The organism is Arcobacter sp. F155 (genome assembly GCF_004116455.1).
Lineage (GTDB): Bacteria > Campylobacterota > Campylobacteria > Campylobacterales > Arcobacteraceae > Halarcobacter.
Map to the genome: position 1 here is coordinate 399,860 of NZ_PDJU01000001.1, position 18,087 is coordinate 417,946.

The 18,087-nt window shown below is 29.2% G+C and carries 19 protein-coding genes; 10 read left to right on the forward strand and 9 right to left on the reverse strand.

Going from position 1 to position 18,087, the window contains the following annotated elements; all coding sequences use genetic code 11:
* Window positions 1-43 precede the first annotated feature (43 nt).
* On the forward strand, window positions 44-1,021 hold the full coding sequence (locus CRV03_RS02000; RefSeq protein WP_129083465.1) for an SLAC1 anion channel family protein: 978 nt from the start codon (window positions 44-46) through the stop codon (window positions 1,019-1,021).
* A 22-nt stretch (window positions 1,022-1,043) separates the two neighbouring features.
* On the forward strand, window positions 1,044-2,063 hold the full coding sequence (locus CRV03_RS02005) for an aldo/keto reductase (RefSeq protein ID WP_129083466.1): 1,020 nt from the start codon (window positions 1,044-1,046) through the stop codon (window positions 2,061-2,063).
* A gap of 28 nt (window positions 2,064-2,091) precedes the next feature.
* Here CRV03_RS02005 and CRV03_RS02010 read toward each other — a convergent pair whose 3' ends face one another.
* Genes CRV03_RS02010 through CRV03_RS02025 form a run of 4 tightly spaced genes read right to left on the reverse strand, consistent with a single transcriptional unit; the run spans window position 2,092 to window position 5,246 of the window.
* Window positions 2,092-2,394 carry a hypothetical protein gene (locus tag CRV03_RS02010; RefSeq protein WP_129083467.1) on the reverse strand — a complete coding sequence of 101 codons (303 nt, stop codon included), beginning with the start codon at window positions 2,392-2,394 and terminating at the stop codon, window positions 2,092-2,094.
* Window positions 2,391-4,874 (reverse strand): ferrous iron transport protein B, encoded by a 2,484-nt coding sequence (gene feoB, locus CRV03_RS02015; protein ID WP_129083468.1) that lies wholly within the window; start codon window positions 4,872-4,874, stop codon window positions 2,391-2,393. The genes CRV03_RS02010 and feoB overlap by 4 nt, the downstream gene beginning before the upstream one ends.
* A complete protein-coding gene (locus CRV03_RS02020; RefSeq protein ID WP_129083469.1) occupies window positions 4,874-5,116 on the reverse strand; it encodes a FeoA domain-containing protein in 243 nt (80 codons plus the stop codon). Before CRV03_RS02020 ends, feoB begins: the two co-directional genes overlap by 1 nt.
* Window position 5,117: 1 nt before the next feature.
* A complete protein-coding gene (locus tag CRV03_RS02025; protein ID WP_129083470.1) occupies window positions 5,118-5,246 on the reverse strand; it encodes a FeoB-associated Cys-rich membrane protein in 129 nt (42 codons plus the stop codon).
* Between the two features lie 368 nt (window positions 5,247-5,614).
* On the opposite strand from CRV03_RS02025, the gene CRV03_RS02030 reads away from it, so the two are divergent.
* Window positions 5,615-5,854, forward strand: coding sequence for a hypothetical protein (locus CRV03_RS02030; protein ID WP_129083471.1), 240 nt, complete (start codon window positions 5,615-5,617; stop codon window positions 5,852-5,854).
* Here CRV03_RS02030 and CRV03_RS02035 read toward each other — a convergent pair.
* Complete coding sequence (locus CRV03_RS02035; protein ID WP_129083472.1) at window positions 5,851-7,011, reverse strand: GGDEF domain-containing protein; 1,161 nt, start codon at window positions 7,009-7,011, stop codon at window positions 5,851-5,853. The genes CRV03_RS02030 and CRV03_RS02035 overlap by 4 nt on opposite strands.
* Window positions 7,012-7,153: 142 nt before the next feature.
* Here CRV03_RS02035 and CRV03_RS02040 point away from each other — a divergent pair, with 142 nt between their 5' ends.
* A complete protein-coding gene (locus CRV03_RS02040) occupies window positions 7,154-7,354 on the forward strand; it encodes a hypothetical protein (protein ID WP_129083473.1) in 201 nt (66 codons plus the stop codon).
* Here CRV03_RS02040 and CRV03_RS02045 read toward each other — a convergent pair.
* Window positions 7,344-7,733, reverse strand: a complete 390-nt coding sequence (locus CRV03_RS02045; protein WP_129083474.1) for a hypothetical protein — start codon at window positions 7,731-7,733, stop codon at window positions 7,344-7,346. The genes CRV03_RS02040 and CRV03_RS02045 overlap by 11 nt on opposite strands.
* A 139-nt stretch (window positions 7,734-7,872) precedes the next feature.
* On the opposite strand from CRV03_RS02045, the gene CRV03_RS02050 reads away from it, so the two are divergent.
* The 4 genes from CRV03_RS02050 (at window position 7,873) to rmuC (ending at window position 12,212) form a co-directional block, all read left to right on the forward strand.
* Entirely contained in the window at window positions 7,873-8,874 is a 1,002-nt protein-coding gene (locus tag CRV03_RS02050; RefSeq protein ID WP_129083475.1) for a hypothetical protein, read from the forward strand.
* Between the two features lie 274 nt (window positions 8,875-9,148).
* Window positions 9,149-9,520 (forward strand): YbgC/FadM family acyl-CoA thioesterase, encoded by a 372-nt coding sequence (locus CRV03_RS02055; protein WP_129083476.1) that lies wholly within the window; start codon window positions 9,149-9,151, stop codon window positions 9,518-9,520.
* A gap of 87 nt (window positions 9,521-9,607) precedes the next feature.
* Window positions 9,608-10,852, forward strand: coding sequence for a M48 family metallopeptidase (locus CRV03_RS02060; protein ID WP_129083477.1), 1,245 nt, complete (start codon window positions 9,608-9,610; stop codon window positions 10,850-10,852).
* Window position 10,853: 1 nt separating this feature from the next.
* Window positions 10,854-12,212 carry a DNA recombination protein RmuC gene (gene rmuC, locus CRV03_RS02065; protein ID WP_129083478.1) on the forward strand — a complete coding sequence of 453 codons (1,359 nt, stop codon included), beginning with the start codon at window positions 10,854-10,856 and terminating at the stop codon, window positions 12,210-12,212.
* On the opposite strand, the gene CRV03_RS02070 is transcribed toward rmuC, so the two are convergent.
* From CRV03_RS02070 to CRV03_RS02080, 3 genes are read right to left on the reverse strand one after another with little or no spacing between them, the layout of a single operon-like run.
* Window positions 12,198-13,085, reverse strand: coding sequence for a DMT family transporter (locus tag CRV03_RS02070; RefSeq protein WP_129083479.1), 888 nt, complete (start codon window positions 13,083-13,085; stop codon window positions 12,198-12,200). The two genes, rmuC and CRV03_RS02070, sit on opposite strands and share 15 nt — an antisense overlap.
* Window positions 13,078-13,995: a DMT family transporter gene (locus tag CRV03_RS02075; protein WP_129083480.1), complete on the reverse strand. Its 918-nt coding sequence runs from the start codon at window positions 13,993-13,995 to the stop codon at window positions 13,078-13,080. The genes CRV03_RS02070 and CRV03_RS02075 overlap by 8 nt, the downstream gene beginning before the upstream one ends.
* Entirely contained in the window at window positions 13,996-15,216 is a 1,221-nt protein-coding gene (locus CRV03_RS02080) for a molybdopterin molybdotransferase MoeA (protein ID WP_129083481.1), read from the reverse strand.
* Window positions 15,217-15,577: 361 nt separating this feature from the next.
* Here CRV03_RS02080 and soxC point away from each other — a divergent pair, with 361 nt between their 5' ends.
* Window positions 15,578-16,912 (forward strand): sulfite dehydrogenase, encoded by a 1,335-nt coding sequence (gene soxC, locus CRV03_RS02085; RefSeq protein ID WP_129083482.1) that lies wholly within the window; start codon window positions 15,578-15,580, stop codon window positions 16,910-16,912.
* A complete protein-coding gene (locus tag CRV03_RS02090) occupies window positions 16,884-18,083 on the forward strand; it encodes a c-type cytochrome (protein ID WP_129083483.1) in 1,200 nt (399 codons plus the stop codon). Before soxC ends, CRV03_RS02090 begins: the two co-directional genes overlap by 29 nt.
* Window positions 18,084-18,087 lie beyond the last annotated feature (4 nt).

Genomic DNA, 18,087 nt, shown 5'->3' on the forward strand with positions numbered 1-18,087 from the left:
TGATCAGACCATTATATGCTTATTTTTAAAAAAGGTATTTTACATGAACCAATCTGAAACTATCAAGCATATCCCCTCAAATAGACTTCAATTTTTTCCAATTATGATGTTTGCTGTTGTGATGGGCTTTTCTGGATTATCATTAGTTTTTGAAAGACTTGAAGAGGTTTTATTTTTCCCTTCTTTTATTTCAACTGTTTTTACTCTTATTTCTACGGTTTTATTTTTTATAATCTTGTTTTTTTATACAAAGAAGTTTATAAAGTATAAAGAAGAAGTAAAAAAAGAGTTATCACATCCTATAAGAGTGAACTTTTTTGCTGCATTTTCTATTTCAATGCTTCTATTATCACTTTTATATAAAAATTCTATTTCAGAAGTTTCTCATATCTTCTTTATTTTTGGGGCTGTTGTTCATATCTTTTTTACTTTTTATACGATTAAGTTTTGGATAAACAATAATCTTGAAATACAACACTCAAATCCTGCTTGGTTTATTCCTATTGTTGGTAATATCATTGTTCCAATTGCAGGAAAAGGGTTTGTAAATGACTCTATTTTATATTTTTACTTCTCTATTGGTATTTTCTTTTGGATTGTTTTATTTGCAATTATTTTAAATAGAATTATCTTTCATAAACAGTTTGCCCCAAAGTTTATGCCAACACTATTTATTCTTATTGCGCCACCTGCAATAGGATTTATTTCATATATCAAACTAACTTCATCTTTAGACTTTTTTGCACATATTCTTTATAGTTTGGCTATGTTTTTTACTATCTTAGTATTTGTGATGTACAAAAACTATATAAATATCAAGTTTTTTATTTCATGGTGGGCATTTACCTTTCCTATGGCGGCTGTTACACTAGCTAGTTTACTTATGTATGATTTAACTTCTTACTGGTTTTATGCTTTCATATCTTATATTTTAGCTTTTATTACAACTTTTGTGGTATTTTTAGTAGCAAAAGAGACTATTAAACATATGTTTAAAAAAGAGATTTGTATAATGGAGTAATCTTCTTTTTGAAAGGAAAATAATGGAATATAGATATATAGGAAGAAGTGGTTTAAGAGTTACACCAATTTGTTTAGGAACTATGACTTTTGGTTCTACTACAACAAAAGAAGAAGCTTTTAAAATTATGGATAAAGCATATGATAGAGGAATAAATTTTTTAGATACAGCTGAACTTTATCCAGTACCACCAAAAGCAGAGACAGCAGGTATTACAGAAGAGATAGTAGGGGAGTGGTTAAAAACAAAACCTAGAGAATCAGTTATTTTAGCTACAAAAGTAGCTGGAGCTGCATCAGGATGGTTTGTGCCACCTATTAGACATGGTCTAACTGCTATTGATTCATTTCATATTAAAAGAGCAGTTGAAAAAAGTCTTAAAAAGCTTCAAACAGATTATATAGACCTTTATCAAATGCATTGGCCTGATACTGTTGTACCAGTTGAAGAGAGTATGAAAGCTTTTGATGAGCTTGTAAAGGAAGGAAAAGTAAGATACGTAGGAACTTCAAATGATACAGCTTATGGTTTAACAAAAGCAAATGAAGTTTCAAAATATGAAAAACTAGCTAGATTTGAATCTATTCAAAATAACTTTTCACTTTTAAATCCAAGATTTCATGATGAACTAGCAAATGTTTGTAGAAGAGAAAATATCTCACTACTTCCATATTCACCAATTGGGGGAGGTGTTTTAAGTGGTAAATACAATGGAGGTTTCTATCCAGAAGACTCAAGATTTGGTATTTACATGAAAAACAAAAGCAAAAGAGTACAAGCTATGGCAAATAGATTTGTAAATGATAAAACATTAGAAGCTACAAGTAGATATATGAAGCTTGCAGATGAGTATGGAGTTTCTCCTGTAACACTAGCAGTTGCTTATTCTATGCACTTTGATTTTGTTGCATCAACTATTATTGGAGCAAGAGTATTATCTCAGCTTGATGATTCATTTGCTGCCTTTGATTTTAAAATTGACAATGAGTTAATGGGGAAAATTGAAGAGATACAAAAAGATATTTTATATCCAATGGGATAGTAATTTATAGGGAGTTTTCCCTATAAATTTATTCAGTGATATCATCATCTTTTACATGAATCTGATGCCCATCTCCTGCATCAAATACTGCACTATACGAACCACTTGGAATATTGAAAGTAACTTCACTATCTTCATTCATTCTTGTATCAAGTATCTTTTTATCATTTTGTAAAACAAAAAACTTTACACCACTTGCGCTACTTCCATCACTAAAACCACCTTCACAAGTAATAGTATTATCTCCATTGTTAAAACAACTCATTAAAGCTGTATGGGCAAATAAAGAATTAGCAAGTAATGCTAAAACAAATAACGATTTTTTCATTATAACTCCTTTTTATTTTTTAATTTAATTCCACCATTCCAGTTGATGTTTTTTTGAGGAAATAGGGCAATAGCAATAGTTAATAAAACAACACTTACATAGAAGTATGTCATAGCCTCAAAACCACTCCAAGAGAAGATATTCCCTAAAGTAAATACCAATGATGATAAAACAATTCCTAGACCAATAGGAAAGAAAATTGCAAACATCATCCACTTGTAACTGTTTGTTTGCATCTTAACTACAATCATTGTTGCAATACAAGGTGGTGTTAAAAGCATAAAGATAATAATAGCCGTAGCATGTAAAGGTGTGTATCCACTATTTAAAGCCATAGCTTCTTCTGCTCTCATATTGTCAGCTTTATTGTTTTCATATAAAGACCCAAGAGTTGCAACAGCACTCTCTCTTGCAGCAAATGAACTTAAAAAAGCAACATTTATCTTCCAGTCAAAACCTGCATATTGAGTAACAGGTTCCATAGCTCGTCCAGTCATACCAAGAATAGAGTTTTCTACTTTTTCATTTTTTATTTGTCTTAAAATAGCTTTTCTTTTACTTGATAGTTTTCTAAGCTCTTTGTTTATTTTTCTAGCTTCTTTATCTCTTTTTGGTTTTATATATTTATAAAAAGTTTTGTTCTTAAGTAAAAATCTTTCATCAACTCTTTTAGCTGCATCTTTTGAAGTGGCTGTCATTCTTTTTGTTCTATATTCATCATAATAGTTTAGTAAAGCAGATACTTCTTCTTTAGTATCAAACTCTTCATAATAAATAGAAGCTTTAACTTTTGTATCAAAAAAGCTTAAAGCCTTGCTTGATTTATCTTCAAATTTTATTTTTGACTCATCACTTAAACCAGGGAATTGAAGCATTGCAAAAAGTATAACCGCAACTGCTAAAACAATAGTTACAACTTTTTTAATATATACCCAAACCCTTTGAGAAGCTCTTATTATCACTCCTTTGAAAGTAGGGATATGATAAGGAGGTAACTCCATTAAAAATGGTGCTGTTTCCCTTGTCTTTAAAATAGTACTTGTAATTAGTTTTGCGACAATCATAGCTATAAATAAGGTAATAGTAGAGATAAAAAACATCATAATAGCCATATCTGGTTTGAAAAATGCTCCTAAAATAAGAGTATAGAAAGGAACCTTTGCTAAGCAGTTCATGTAGGGTACAGAAAAGATAGTTGCCATTCTTGCTCTATCATCGGCAATACCTTTTGTTGACATTACCCCAGGAACAGCACAACCACCAACCATAGCCCCACCTAAAACAAGTGGAAGAGTTGATTGTCCATGTAAACCAAACTTTTTAAAGACTCTATCTAGGATAAAAGCCATACGAGGCATATATCCAACATCTTCCATAATAGCAATTAAAGCAAAAAGAATAAAAAATATAGGAAGATAGTTCATTAGGGCATTTGCACTATTTACCATCCAAATACCAAAATCTGTAATCATAGGTACATCTGTAAAGTTAGCTTGTGGAAGTATATCTATTACTATGTTTTTAAATGCAGCTAAAATAGGCCACGTATAATCTGTAAGTTTATATCCCCATACAATAGAGATTTGGTAAACCATAAACATAAAAAATAGTAAAATAGGGATTGCTAGAAATCTATTTAAAATAATTTTATCTACTTTTTGAGTAAGAGTTTGTTTATCTTTGTTTTTCTCTTTTAGTGCTTTGTGGTAAATAATATCTGCAGAGTCATATCTATATGAGGCTAAAAAAGAGACTGCATCTTTATCATATCTTTCATGGAAAATATCTTCTTCCTTTTTTGCAAACTCTTCAATACTTGGCTCATACTTTTTTACTCTTTGAATAATAGTAGAGTCACTTTCTAAAATCTTTATTGCTAGCCATCTTTTGTTTTGTATTAAAGCTATTTTAGAGATTTTTTCTTCAAGACTATTTATATGGTGTTCTAACTCATCATAGTTGATTTTAAACTCTTGGTAGCTGTTTTTATTTTTTGCTGTAGCAACAATGTTTTTCATAATATCTTTGCCACCAAGACCTTTTGCTCCACTTGCTTCTACAACTGGACAGTTTAGCATTTGAGATATCTTTTTTGAGTCTATTTCTATATCTCTTCTTTTTGCAACATCCATCATATTTAAAACAACTACTACAGGAATACCTATTTCAAGTAGTTGGAAAGTAAGATAAAGATTTCTTTTTATATTTGAAGCATCTATTACGTTTACAATAACATCAGGGCTTTCATCAAGTATGAAGTCTTTTGCAACTCTTTCTTCTAAAGAATAAGAGCTAAAAGAGTAAGTTCCTGGTAAGTCTACCATCTCTATTTTGTGGTTATCATATTTAAAGTAACCCACCTTTTTATCAACAGTTACTCCAGGGTAATTTGCAATGTGTTGTTCTATCCCACTAACAAGGTTAAAAATAGTAGATTTTCCACAATTTGGTTGTCCTGCTAGGGCAACTTTTATATTATTCATTATGAATGTTCCTCTATTTCTATAAGACTTGCTTCACTTCTTCTAATAGTAAGATTATAGTTATGTAGTTTTAATTGCATTGGGTCAAAAAGGGGAGCTTCTCTTATAACTTCAATTTGAGCATTTGATACAAAACCCATATCTAAAAGTTTATGTAGAAGTTTTCCTTTTGCATTAAGTTTTTTTATCTTTGCTTTTTGACCTTTTTTTAAAATAGCTAAAGTGTTTTTTTCTAAATTCATATTAGTTTTCTGTATCTTTTTTTGTGCCACAACCTTTTGTACCACAGTTGCAACCGTTGTTTTTAAATATTTTTTTGTATAAATAAAATGCTGCAAGTAGAGCGATTATAATAATAAATGCATTTTCCATATCTGTCCTTCAATGGGTATAATTATGATAATTGATATCAAAAGTTAAGGCTGAATAGTAATATTAGTTCCCTTTAAAGGTACTTAAAATAGTGGACTTCATGATAAGTGTAGTTGTTTAAATAATTATATATTAAGTAAAAATAAAGCATCATTATAAATAAAAATATTGTTAATGGTATTAATTTGATAACAATTATCAGTTTTGTTTAAACTTAGAGTGGATAAAATTATTGATAATTATTATCAAGGAGCATAATTTGCCTTTATTATTACCTTTAGCAACTTTACTAACTGCTGCAATTACTGTTAAAACTTTGGATAAAACTTCAAAGAAAATAAGTAAACGTAGGGCAAGGAAAACTAAAAATGAAATTTGATAAAGAAGTTCAAAGAGAAGCTGCAAAAATAGGAATGACAGCAACATTAGGTATTACAGTAGCTACATCTTTATTTATGAAAAATAAAACTGCTAAAAAAGCTCATATCATAGCTGGATCTGCTTTTTGTGGTTTTGCTTTATGGCATACTTTTCTTTATGATTCTAAAAATAAAAAGAAAATTGAAACTGTAGAGAAGAAAGAGGAAAAAGAGGTGGTAGTTTCTTAAAGAACTACGCCGTTATCAAATATAACTTTGTTTCTACCTTCTTTTTTTGCTTGATAAAGTAAATCATCTGACTTTTTCTTTGCATCAGTATAGTTTTTGTAGTTTCTTCTAAAACTAACACCCGCACTAAATTCAACATGAATACCTATATCTTTATATTTAAACTTTGTAGTACTAATTAGGTTTTTTACTCTTTTGATGTATTTATATAGTTCTTTTTCTTCTTCATAGTTGATTAAAGCTAAGAACTCTTCACCACCATATCTTGCTATTACATCTTCTTTTCTTGTAAGGCTTTTTAGTATTTGTCCAAAAGTTTTTAAAACTGTATCTCCACAAGTGTGACCATAGGTATCATTGATTTGTTTGAAGTGGTCAATATCATAAAAAACAATTGCATAGTTTGAGTCAAAAGCTTCATGCTTTTTCTCTATTTTTTTAACTTCTTCTTCGTAAGCTCTTCTATTTAACACAGAAGTTAAGAAGTCAGTAGATTTTTCTTGTTTTACAACTGCTAGTTCTTTTTGTAGCTCTTCAATCTTTTTATTTAGTGAATCAAACTGCTCTTTACTTTCATTTAGTTCAACTCTATTGTTTTGCATAGAGTGTTCAATACTATAAATTGTATCAATAAGTTTTGATTGAAGTTGTCCTAACTCTCTATATGAAGCATTTGAGATGTTTAAATCTTTTAGTTCAGTTTTTATAACATCAAATTTTTCACTTGAGTTTGTGCTTTCTAAGATAGTTTTATCAAAATACTTTTCCATTAGATTACTAAGTTTGATAATATCGTCTGTTTTATTTTTTAAAACTTTTCTATCTGCTTCAATTCTACCTTTTGTAATCTCTTTTAACTCTTCAATAGAAGCTTTATTTAGTAGCTCTATTGGGTTTTTATTAACTTTTTTCAAAAATGAGTTTATTTTTTCATCATTGTTAAAATCAATAGAAGGAGATATTATTTCTGATAGGTTTTCAACAAAATATTTTATTTGTGAAAGTACATTTTCTTGGATTAGTTTCTCGTATAGTTCTTTATCTACACTATTAGCTTGATTTAAAAACTCTTCTTCATAGTTTTTAGGAGTAGGTGATAATCCTTTATCTTTCAAGGCTTCTAAGGTAAGTTTGGTAATTTTTTTAGTACTATCCAATACAGCTATCCTTTAATTAGTCCGTGATTATATCCAAGCTAATATATATTCTATCTTTAATTAAATTAATTATAAATTTGTTATTTTACAAAAATGTAAATTTAAAGTGGAAAATATATAATTTAAAAAAAGATTTACATAAATGAAAGAAAAATTAGAAAAAGAAGCATATAAATTAAGGTTTGAGTATTTTAATTTGTATGAAGATAAAGAAACAAAGTGGCATGAAAAGTATAGAAACCATGACTTGTACAACATAGTTGTAAAAAGTCTTGATTATAGGTTTCATGAAATAGGGCAGGTTATGCCAAAACTTTTAGAAGAGGTAGATACTAATCGTTAAAGTTAACAAAAGCAGCTTCAATACTTGGTATGTTTTTATATCGAGTTTTTGTAAGTCTTACGTTTTTTGTTTTTAGATTACAGATTGCAATTCTAAAACTAGCACCCATAGTAGGCTCAACTACGCAGATAATATCATCTTCTATTTGTCTTGTTGCGTGGATGATTCCTTGTAGGTTATTAAAAAAGTATTTTGGGTATGTAAGTGGTGTAATTTCAACTATATCTATAGCTTCATCATTTTCTAAAGTTTCAACTATATCTTTAGCCTCTTCGTATGTTTCAAACTGAATACACCAGTCATCAAAATGTTTGTTAAAATGTTCTAAATCCTCATCTAGAAATCCACCAGCTAAGGATTGTAAAGCAAAAATAGGCACATGTCTCCTTGAAAATATATTTATTTAATCTGTAATTTTAACATATTTTGATTTTAAATATAGTTTTAAAGAATTCTCTATAAAATAATATTCTATAATATATTATTTTAGAATATCAAAGTTTAAAAGGAAACATACATTGAAGACAGTTGTTACAATATTAGCTGCATTAATTATACTTTTCATTATTGGAGAATTAAATAAATATTCAGAGTCACATCAAATCATTTTTGGACTACTAGTCTCTGATATTAAGAATCTACTAATTGGTATAGATGTAGGACTATTTTTTAGTTTACTTTTTACTATTAAGATGGTTAGAAACTATATTTTGAATTCTATTTCAAACTTCATGGCACATAAATCTTACATAAAAAGATTAGATAAAAAAGAACTAATAACATTAAAAGATGAAATTACTGAAGCAATTCATGGAGTTGATATTGTTAGTAATCAAGAGTCACTATTTAATTCAATAAAAAAATTAGATAATATCTTAACAATTCCACATAAATCTATAGTTAATGAAAATTGGATTTTATCTAATTATACTAGTGATAATAAATATATTGTAATTAGTCGTACTCAAAATTTTAGAATTCATAAACTAATACAGATTAAGAAGAAAGATAAAGAAAATGATTTTTATAATTTTCAGTTTAGATATAGTATTAAAATAGACGAATCAGATTTAGAAAAAATGTTAGATAATTTCATTTTAAATATACAGGTTGAAGGACAAGATTTACATTCAATAAATAAAGATAATATTAAAACATATAAGTTAGAAAATGGAAAGTTTGATAATGCTTATAACAAAGAAAGTAGAATATATCATTTTTATTTTAATTGTAAAATTCCTTTAGAAAATGAATTTACTAAAATAAAAGTTTTTACTCAAAGAGTTGAACCAAAAGATGATTCTATAGCCTTAGTTGTTACAGATGCTACTTATTGTTCAAACTATACATTCAATTTACCAGATAATTTAAAAGTAAATAATGTATATACACAAGAAACATTAATACCTTCAGAGACAAAGCAAGTTGATATTGTTAATGAAGATGATAATTTTTCAATTAATATAAATGGGTGGCAGTTACCTGGGTTACTTTTTGTAATTACTTTTAATAAAGATTGACTTTTTATAATACATAATTAATAAATAGTTAAAAGTATTGTGCTATAATTAATTTAATATAGATTATCGCGGCACTAAGTAAATCTATTTAGATTTAATAAGATAATTAAGGATTTTGATATGTATACAGGAATTGAATGTTAATAAAAGTAAGTTTTTACTTGTTTAGTTATTTAAGCTCAGTCATTTGACTGGGCTTTTTTTATTTATAACTTATATAAATGTTGCATAATTTAATATGAAATTAATCACTGTATAAATATAAGGTTATTGTATGAAAATAAGAGTCTATTATGAAGACACAGACATTGGTGGTGTAGTTTACTATGCAAATTATTTAAAGTTTTGTGAAAGAGCAAGAAGCAATATCTTTTTTGAAAGAGGATTATCTCCACACAATGGCGATGAATTTTTTGTAGTAAAAAAAGTAGAAGCAGACTATATCAAATCCGCAACTTTTGCAGACGAGTTAGAAGTAACATCAAAGGTAGTTTCTCAAAAGAGTGCTTCTTTAGAAATTTTCCATGAGATATTTAGAGGTGAGGAGCTTTTATTTACAGCTAAAGTAAAACTTGCATACCTAAAAAACTACAAACCAACAAAAATACCAAAAGAGACTTTAGAACTTTTCTCATCATTTAAATAGTTTAAAAGTTTCCCTTAATAAATCTCAAGCACAAAAAGGATAAAATATCTCCTTTGAAAATAAATTTTACTTATAAAGGATATTTTAGTGTTAGAGATTTTTGTTATAGGTTATTGTCTATACTTCTTCTTTACAATCTATACTTCATTTATGCAAATAGGGTATGTAAAGAAAGCTAAATCATTAGAACCAATTATTTTAGACAATGCAAAGTACGTTGAGGCTGCAAACTATTCAATAGAAAAAGAGAAGTTAGCTATTGTTTCTTCTTTTTATAGTTTTATTCTATTTATTTTTTGGATTGGCTTTGGTCTTTCTACTTTAGATTCAGTTATTACTACAGACTCTTACTGGCTAAAAGCGATTATTTTTGTTGACTTATTTATCATTATCAATTGGGCTTTAGGCTTACCTTTTGATTTATATTCAACTTTTAAACTAGATAAAAAATATGGTTTCTCAAACATGACACCAGCACTATTTATAAAAGATACTATCAAAACAGGAGTTTTATTCTTAGTATTTGGTTCAGCTGTTATTGCAGGTATTTCTTGGATTATTAGTACTTTTGAGACTTGGTGGATTTGGGGATTTGCATTTATTTTTGCTGTTATTATTCTTATAAATATGCTTTATCCAGTTATTAGAGATAAGATGTTTGATAAGTTTGAGTCTTTAAAAGATAAAGAGTTAGAAGCAAAGATTGAAAATCTTTTAGACCAAGTAGGTTTCAAAAGTTCAGGTGTATTTTCTGTAGATGCTAGTAAAAGAGACAACAGACTAAATGCATATTTTGGAGGATTAGGAAGTACAAAAAGAGTTGTACTATTTGATACTTTAGTTGAGAAGCTAAGCCATGATGAACTATTGGCAGTTTTAGGACACGAATTAGGACATTTTAAAAATGGTGATATTTTAAAAAACATTGGTATCATGGGTGTTGTTATGTTTGTATTCTTTGCTATCTTTGGAAACTTAAGTGAAGAGATGTTTTTAGGACTGTCTATTAACAACGAGCCATATGCGATTATTGCTCTGTTTTTAATATTCTCTCCTATTTTATCTTTCTTCTTAATGCCTTTAATCTCTTTAATCAGTAGACACAATGAGTATGCAGCAGATGAGTTTGGTTCAAACTTACAAAGTAAGAAAGATTTAGTAAGTGCTTTATTAAAATTAGCAAATGAAAACAAATCATTTCCACTTTCTCATCCATTATATATCTTCTTTTACTATTCTCATCCACCATTAGTGGAGAGATTTAAAGAGTTAGGTTATGATGTACATGAAAATAGCGAAGAAGCTTTAAAAGATAGCGTATTTAATAAGTAGTATGGAAAATCTAATCTTAATCGCAAGTTCGACTTTTGTAGCAGGTTTACTAATAGCTTCTTTAGTAGTGTGGTTTATTTCAAAACAGAAAATAAACCTTGCTACTAGGGAGTTAGAGTTAGTAAAAGGTTCTTATGAAAATATTATTGTAAGTTTAAAAGATAATATCAAAAACCTTGAAGAATCAGTTAAAAATCAAGAAAGAAGTTTCCAAGAAAAAGTTACTCTTGAAAGAAAATCTTACGAAACTAAGATTGAAGCTTTAGAGGATTTAATTGAAGACAAAAAAGAACAGTACGAAAATGAGTTTAAAATCAAAGAAGAAAATCTAAAAGAAAAAATAGAGCTTTTAGAAACTTCAAAAGATAGATTAAAAGTAGAGTTTGAAAACTTAGCAAATAAACTTTTTGAAGAAAACAATAAAAAATCTTCAAGCAACTTAAATCAACTTCTTACTCCTTTTAAAGATCAGTTAAATAGTTTTGGAAAAAGAGTAAATGATATTCATAACGAAGAGACAAAACAAAGAGTAAATCTTCTTTCTGAGATTAAAAACCTAAAAGAGCTAAACAATCAAATCTCACAAGATGCTTTAAATCTTACAAAAGCCCTTAAAGGTGAAAACAAAACTCAAGGTGACTGGGGAGAGCTTATTTTATCTAAGATTTTAGAGCAAACAGGTCTTAGAGAAGGTATTGAGTACTCAACTCAAGGCTCATACACAGATGAAAATGGAAAAAGACTAAGACCAGACGTTATTGTTCATCTTCCTCAAAACAAAGATATTGTTATTGATTCAAAGGTTTCATTAACTTCATATGTAAACTATACAGAGTCTGAAACTGATGAGCAAAGAGAAAATGCAACAAAAGAGCTTATAAAATCACTTTATGCTCATATCAAAGGTCTTGGTGCAAAAAGTTATGAAAATATAGATGAAGTAAAGACTTTAGATTTTGTTATTCTATTTATTCCTATTGAAGGAGCATTTATGCTTGCAGCTTCAAAGGATAACAACCTATTTAAAACAGCATTTGAAAACAATATTATACTTGTATCACCTTCAACTTTATTTGCGACACTTAGAACTATAGAGAATATTTGGAGATATGAACACCAAAATGAAAATGCTCTTCTTATCTCTAAAAAAGCAGCTGACCTTTATGACAAGTTTGCAAGTTTTGTAACTGATATTGAAAATATTGGTACTCACTTAGGTAGAACTCAAAAATCATATGATGAAGCTATGAAAAAGCTAAGTTTAGGAAGAGGAAATCTTTTAAGACGAAGTGAAGAGTTTATTGAACTAGGTGTAAAAGCTAAAAAGAAGATAGACACCCAAAAACTATTGGGTGAATAATCTTCTTAGTTTTATATCATTTAATATATAAATAGCAACTACTGCACAAACAGTTCCAAGTAGGGTATTAAAATCTATTTTTTCATCTAAGAAAATAGCACTTAATGCTAAAGCTGAACTTGGAACTAAAAACACAAAAGAGCTTACTTTATTTACTCCTAATTTTTCAGAACCAATAAAATATGTAGTTGTAGCAAAGGCACTACTTAAAGCTGTAAGACATAGGATATTTATCCAGAAGATATAATCATACTCCACAACTCTAGCTAAATGATTAAAATCAACTGCAAAGGCACTAATAACACTACAACATACATATATATAGAAGTTAAAGATTAGTGGAGTTGTATTAGTAGCTCTTGCTGTTATAATTGTAAGTATAGGCCAAAGAACAGATGCTATAAGAAAGTATATATTATGTTGTGAGAATATTTGGTTTAAATCAAAGTACCAAATATTTAGCATAGTTAAAACACCAAATGCTCCTAAGATAAGAGCAAATGAGTGTTTTACAGAGATAGTTTTCTTATGAAGCAGTGCTAGGATTACAAAAGTATTTATTGGAATTAGTGTAGTTACTAATGCTCCACCTAATCCTGCTGTTCCATAGTTTACTCCAAAAAATAAAGAGATAGAATAAAATATCATTACAGAAGAAGCTAAAAGTACTAAAATAATTGTTTTAAAATCAATTCTAAAATTTACTTTCAAAAATAGAAGTAGGGGAAGCATAAATACCCCAGAAAGAAATACTCTTAAAAATACAATTTCATATTGGTTTACATAAAGTGTTAAAACTTTAGTATTTATCCATGATGAACCCCAAAATATCATGGATAAAAGTATTAATAGATAAAAAAGGTTTTTATTCATTTGGTGACTTAATTCTATTTGTTTTTAAAAATAGACTTAGATAAATACCAAGAGCAATCATAACTGCACCTGCTATATGATATGTAGCTAACTTCTCTCCTAAAAAGATAAAAGCTAAGATAGAACCAAATATTGGCATAAGATGTGCAAACTGTCCAGTTTTTGAAGCACTTATCGTATCAACTCCAATATGCCAAAAATAAAAAGATAAAATTGATGGAAAAATTGATACATATAAAAAGATGTGCCATTGCTCTTTCAATAACGTAACTTCTCTTTCAATAGTATATCCTTGATAAAAATAAAAAGGAAGAATAAGAATAAATCCTATAAATACTAAAGTTACAAAAAGTTCTAAGTGTGTTAACCCTTTTGGCTTAAACTTTAAAAGTACAGAATAAGTAGCCCAAGTTAATGAACTAATTAATATCAATAAATCACCTTCTTGTAATACAATATATAATAGATTAGAAAAATCACCTTTTAATACTAAAAATATAACCCCAACTGTAGAAAGTATAATTCCTGTTGTTTGAAGCTTTGTAATCTTTGCTTTTAATATAAAGTAAGACAATATAAGTATTAAAATAGGTGTAATCGAGTTTATAAGAAGTGCATTAGTTGCTGTTGTAGTATTTAATGCAAGATAAACAATAGTATTAAATAAAGTAATACCTAAAAAAGAAAGTACTATAAGTATTTTGAAATTTTCTTTTATAGCTTGTTTAATTCTTTGTATATTTATAAAGAATAAAGAAGGTAGTAAAAAGATTAATGTAAAGAACCATCTAAAAAAAGATAATTCAATAGCTTCTATTGATTCATTTACATATCTTCCTACAATAAAGTTACCAGACCAAAAAAGCACACACAGTGCTAATAAGATATAGACCCGTTGTGTGCTTATCATTTAGTTTAACTCATTTAATAATAATATATCTACAGTGTTACCTTGTTTTAAATCTTTTCCATCTTCTTTTTGGATTAAAAGAGCAGGAGAACCTAGCATATTTGTCAAAATAGCACTTGTACCTTGTTTTTTACCATCAAAGTTAATTTTATACTTCTCATCTTCATAAAATACATTACAAGCAGTAAATATAGTTTTTGGCATTTTATGTGGGAAGTCTTGAGTTATTTCTGCTTTTACAATAGGAAGCTCTTTTTGAGAGTTCTCAAACTTATATATCATAGGTAAAAGATATAAAATAGCACATACAGTAGAAGAGTAAGCAAAACCAGGTAAAGAGATAACTAACTTCTTATCTTTCTTTGCAACTAAAATATGCATACCAGGTTTAATTTTAACACCATGAAATAATACTTCTGCTCCAAGCTTCTCTTTTACTACATCTTGAACAAAATCATAATCACCAACAGATACTCCACCAGTAGTTACAACAATATCAGCTTTTTCTAAAGCAGACTCTAGTAATTCTGTAATTGAATCCATATCATCTTTTACAACACCCATTTGAATTGTTTGAGCTCCTGCTGTTTTAGCTAAGGCTTCTACAGTAAGATGATTTGAACTTCTTATTTGTGCATCATTAGTTTGTTCTTCTCCTAAATCAAGAATTTCACTTCCTGTACTTGCAATTGCAACTATAGGTTTAGCATATACTTCTACTTGTGATATATTTAATGATGCTAAAACACCAATTTCAGCAAAACCGATTTTTGTTCCTTTTTTAATAAGGACTTCATCTTTCTTATAATTCTCTCCAATATCTCTAACTGCAAATTTAAAAGGTACTTCCTTATTAATAATAATTTCATTACCTTCTACTGTCACGTTTTCAATCGGTATTAAAGTATCACTTCCTTCAGGCATAAGTGAGCCAGTAAATGTCTTAATACATACTCCAGATGTCACAGAAGATTCTACTACTTCTCCAGCTGGATTTTTATCTATAATAGTTAATTTTTTTAGGTTTTGGTCATTTGCAATAATCGCATAACCATCCATACCTGAAGTTTTGTATTTTGGTGAATGCTCATTCGCTATAATGTCCGTAGCTAGCGTTCTTCCGATAGAATTCGTTAAAAAAAGCTTTTCCTTAGTTCTACCTTTAAAATCTATACTAGATAGGATGCTTAAAGACTCGTCATAATTAATAAAATTTCTCATATTTATCTCCATATTTTTAAAGAAGAATAGTATCATATAGTAGATAAAAAAGTAACTTTTAGTAAATTATTGAGTATTTTTGTAAGGTTTAAGTAGCATAAGTATAGCAAATAATACAAACTTGTTACGAAATCACATAAAATTATAAATTTATTCAAAAAATAATTGACTTACGTCAAAAATATGGCAATAATTTACCATAGTTATATAACATTTACTTATATAATTGGGCGTTATGTTACATATAAGAAAAAGTTAATTTACTTATTATAAGAAGAAATTGACTTAAAATAATATTAATTGTCATTTGTGCTTAATTTTATGTTATTATATGTGTGTAGCTAATTTTCAAGGAGGAACGATGACGAAGTCAAGTAAAAATTCTGAAAAATCACTTGAAAAAGTTTCTGAAAAGAAACTAAGCAGAAGAGATTTTTTTAGAAAAACTGCAGTTTATTCAGCTGGTGCAATAGCTGCGGCGAATGTTTTGTCTCCCGTAAAGCTTAAAGCTGATGATACAGCTATTGTAAATGAAGCTGAATGGGGAACAAAGCTTGGTGATATGGTTACTAAAAACTTATATGGAGTACCTTCACCTTATGAACACAACGTTATTAGAAGAACAACAGACCTTTTATCTTCAGGTGATATGTATGCTTCTGTTTCAATGTGTCCTATTCATGAGTTACAAGGTATTATAACTCCAAATGGTCTATTCTTTACTAGAAATCACGGTGGTACAGCTCATGTTGACCCTGAGAAATTTAGACTTATGATTCATGGAAAAGTTAAAAAAGAAGTTGTTTTAACTTTAGATGAATTAAAAAAATATCCAAGTGAAAGTAGAATTCACTTCATTGAGTGTCCTGCAAATGGTTCAACTGGATGGAGAGGACCTCAATTTAATAATCTTCAATTTATGAAGGGTATGATGAGTTCTGCTGAATGGACAGGAGTAATGCTTAAAACTGTACTTGAAGATATCGGTCTTGAAGATGATGCAGTATGGATGCTAGCAGAAGGTAGTGATAATGCTGGAAATCCAAGAACTATTCCTGTTGAAAAAGCTTTAGACGATGCTATGTTAGTTTGGGCTCAAAATGGTGAAGCTCTTAGACCTGAACAAGGTTATCCTTTAAGACTTCTTGTTCCAGGTTGGGAAGGAAACTTAAATACTAAATGGTTAAAAAGATTAGAGTTCTCTGACAAACCATGGCATGCAAAAGAAGAAACTTCTAAATATACTATGCTTCAAAAGAATGGTAAGGCAATCAGATATTTCTGGCCGAATGAAGTTAACTCTGTGATTACATCTCCATGTCCAGAAAAACCTTGGACAAATCTTAAAAAAGGTGACATGATTGAAATCGAAGGTCTTGCTTGGTCAGGGCACGGTACAATCAAAAATGTTGATATCTCTTTTGATGGTGGAGACAATTGGGTAGAAGCTAACCTTAAAGGCTTAGTATTACCAAAATCATGGACTAGATTCTCTTATATTATGAAATGGGAAGGTAAACCTTTATTACTTTCTAGTAGAGCTGTAGATGATACAGGTAACGTTCAACCAACAATTGATCAAGAAACTTCAGCAGTTGGTGTTGAATCTGTTTATCACAGAAATGCAATTGTAACTTGGGAAGTTAAAGCAAATGGGGAGGTTAATAATGTTCACATTAGAAAACACAATGCTTAAGAAATCTTTATTAGCTGCAAGCGTTGTAACAGTAGGTTTATTAATCTCAGGTTGTACTTCAAGCGGAGACCTTGAAAGAGCAGTTGACGGTGCAGTAAAATATGAAGTAAAAGATGGTAAATACACACAATACCATGTAAATACTCAAGGTATTAAAAAGTTTAACTTTGGTAGAGAAGCTACTCCTACTGAAATTGCAGCTTGGGATAAAGATGCAATGCCAGATGGTACTGGACTACCAAAATATGATATGAAACATGGAAAAGTTGTTTTAGATGAAGATGGAAACCCTAAAAAAGCAGAAGGTTCTGTAGAGTGGGGTAACGAACTTTATGATTCACAATGTGCTATGTGTCATGGAGAGTTTGGAATTGGTGGAAAAGGTTACCCTGCATTATCAGCAGGTAGTGCTTCTACAGAAACATTAACTAATCAGTTATTAAATCCAGCAGATAAAGAGCCTGGAATGGAACCTCCAACAAAAGTAATTGGAACATATTGGCCATATGCAAGTACACTTTTCTGGTATATTCAAGATGCTATGCCTTTCCCTCATCCAAAATCATTATCAAATAGTGAAACATATGCTTTAGTTGGATATTTACTAATGGAAAATGGTGTTGAAATTGATGGTGAAGAGCTAGATGAAGAGTATGTTCTTGACAGAGAAAAATTCTTAAAAATCAAGATGCCAAATGAAGATGGATTCTATCCAAAAGTTGATACACCTGAAGATCCTAAGCAAGGTGTAAGAAACATGAAAGCATACTTAAGTAACCCTAAAAATTATGGTACGGGTGAAAGATGTATGACAGATTGTGTTAAGGGTGAAGTGCCTGTTCTTAGAATTAAGAACGAGTTAAATGACTTTAATCCTCCAGCTTCTACAGAAAGATCATGGAAGGTTCAAAGCTCAGATTCAGCTGCAAACTCAAAAGCTGCAAGTACATATGAAACATATTGTGCTGCTTGTCACGCAAATGAAGCAATAGGTGCTCCAGTGTTAGGTGATAAAGAGGCTTGGTCTGCTATTGCTGCTAAAGGAATGGATGTAGTTTATGCTAATGCAATAAATGGTATAAATGCAATGCCTCCTAAAGGTGGAGCAATGGATATTTCAGATGAAGAGTTTAAGGAAGTAGTTGATTATATGATTAACTCTAGTAAATAAAGGA

What these genes read in the sequence shown, in the direction of transcription:
- CRV03_RS02000 (WP_129083465.1), top strand. Translation starts at nt 44, where the DNA reads ATGAACCAATCTGAAACTATCAAGCATATCCCCTCAAATAGACTTCAA.
- CRV03_RS02005 (WP_129083466.1), top strand. Translation starts at nt 1,044, where the DNA reads ATGGAATATAGATATATAGGAAGAAGTGGTTTAAGAGTTACACCAATT.
- feoB (WP_129083468.1), bottom strand. Translation starts at nt 4,874, where the DNA reads ATGAATAATATAAAAGTTGCCCTAGCAGGACAACCAAATTGTGGAAAA.
- CRV03_RS02020 (WP_129083469.1), bottom strand. Translation starts at nt 5,116, where the DNA reads ATGAATTTAGAAAAAAACACTTTAGCTATTTTAAAAAAAGGTCAAAAA.
- CRV03_RS02025 (WP_129083470.1), bottom strand. Translation starts at nt 5,246, where the DNA reads ATGGAAAATGCATTTATTATTATAATCGCTCTACTTGCAGCATTTTAT.
- CRV03_RS02030 (WP_129083471.1), top strand. Translation starts at nt 5,615, where the DNA reads ATGAAATTTGATAAAGAAGTTCAAAGAGAAGCTGCAAAAATAGGAATG.
- CRV03_RS02040 (WP_129083473.1), top strand. Translation starts at nt 7,154, where the DNA reads ATGAAAGAAAAATTAGAAAAAGAAGCATATAAATTAAGGTTTGAGTAT.
- CRV03_RS02055 (WP_129083476.1), top strand. Translation starts at nt 9,149, where the DNA reads ATGAAAATAAGAGTCTATTATGAAGACACAGACATTGGTGGTGTAGTT.
- rmuC (WP_129083478.1), top strand. Translation starts at nt 10,854, where the DNA reads ATGGAAAATCTAATCTTAATCGCAAGTTCGACTTTTGTAGCAGGTTTA.
- CRV03_RS02070 (WP_129083479.1), bottom strand. Translation starts at nt 13,085, where the DNA reads ATGAATAAAAACCTTTTTTATCTATTAATACTTTTATCCATGATATTT.
- CRV03_RS02075 (WP_129083480.1), bottom strand. Translation starts at nt 13,995, where the DNA reads ATGATAAGCACACAACGGGTCTATATCTTATTAGCACTGTGTGTGCTT.
- CRV03_RS02080 (WP_129083481.1), bottom strand. Translation starts at nt 15,216, where the DNA reads ATGAGAAATTTTATTAATTATGACGAGTCTTTAAGCATCCTATCTAGT.
- soxC (WP_129083482.1), top strand. Translation starts at nt 15,578, where the DNA reads ATGACGAAGTCAAGTAAAAATTCTGAAAAATCACTTGAAAAAGTTTCT.
- CRV03_RS02090 (WP_129083483.1), top strand. Translation starts at nt 16,884, where the DNA reads ATGTTCACATTAGAAAACACAATGCTTAAGAAATCTTTATTAGCTGCA.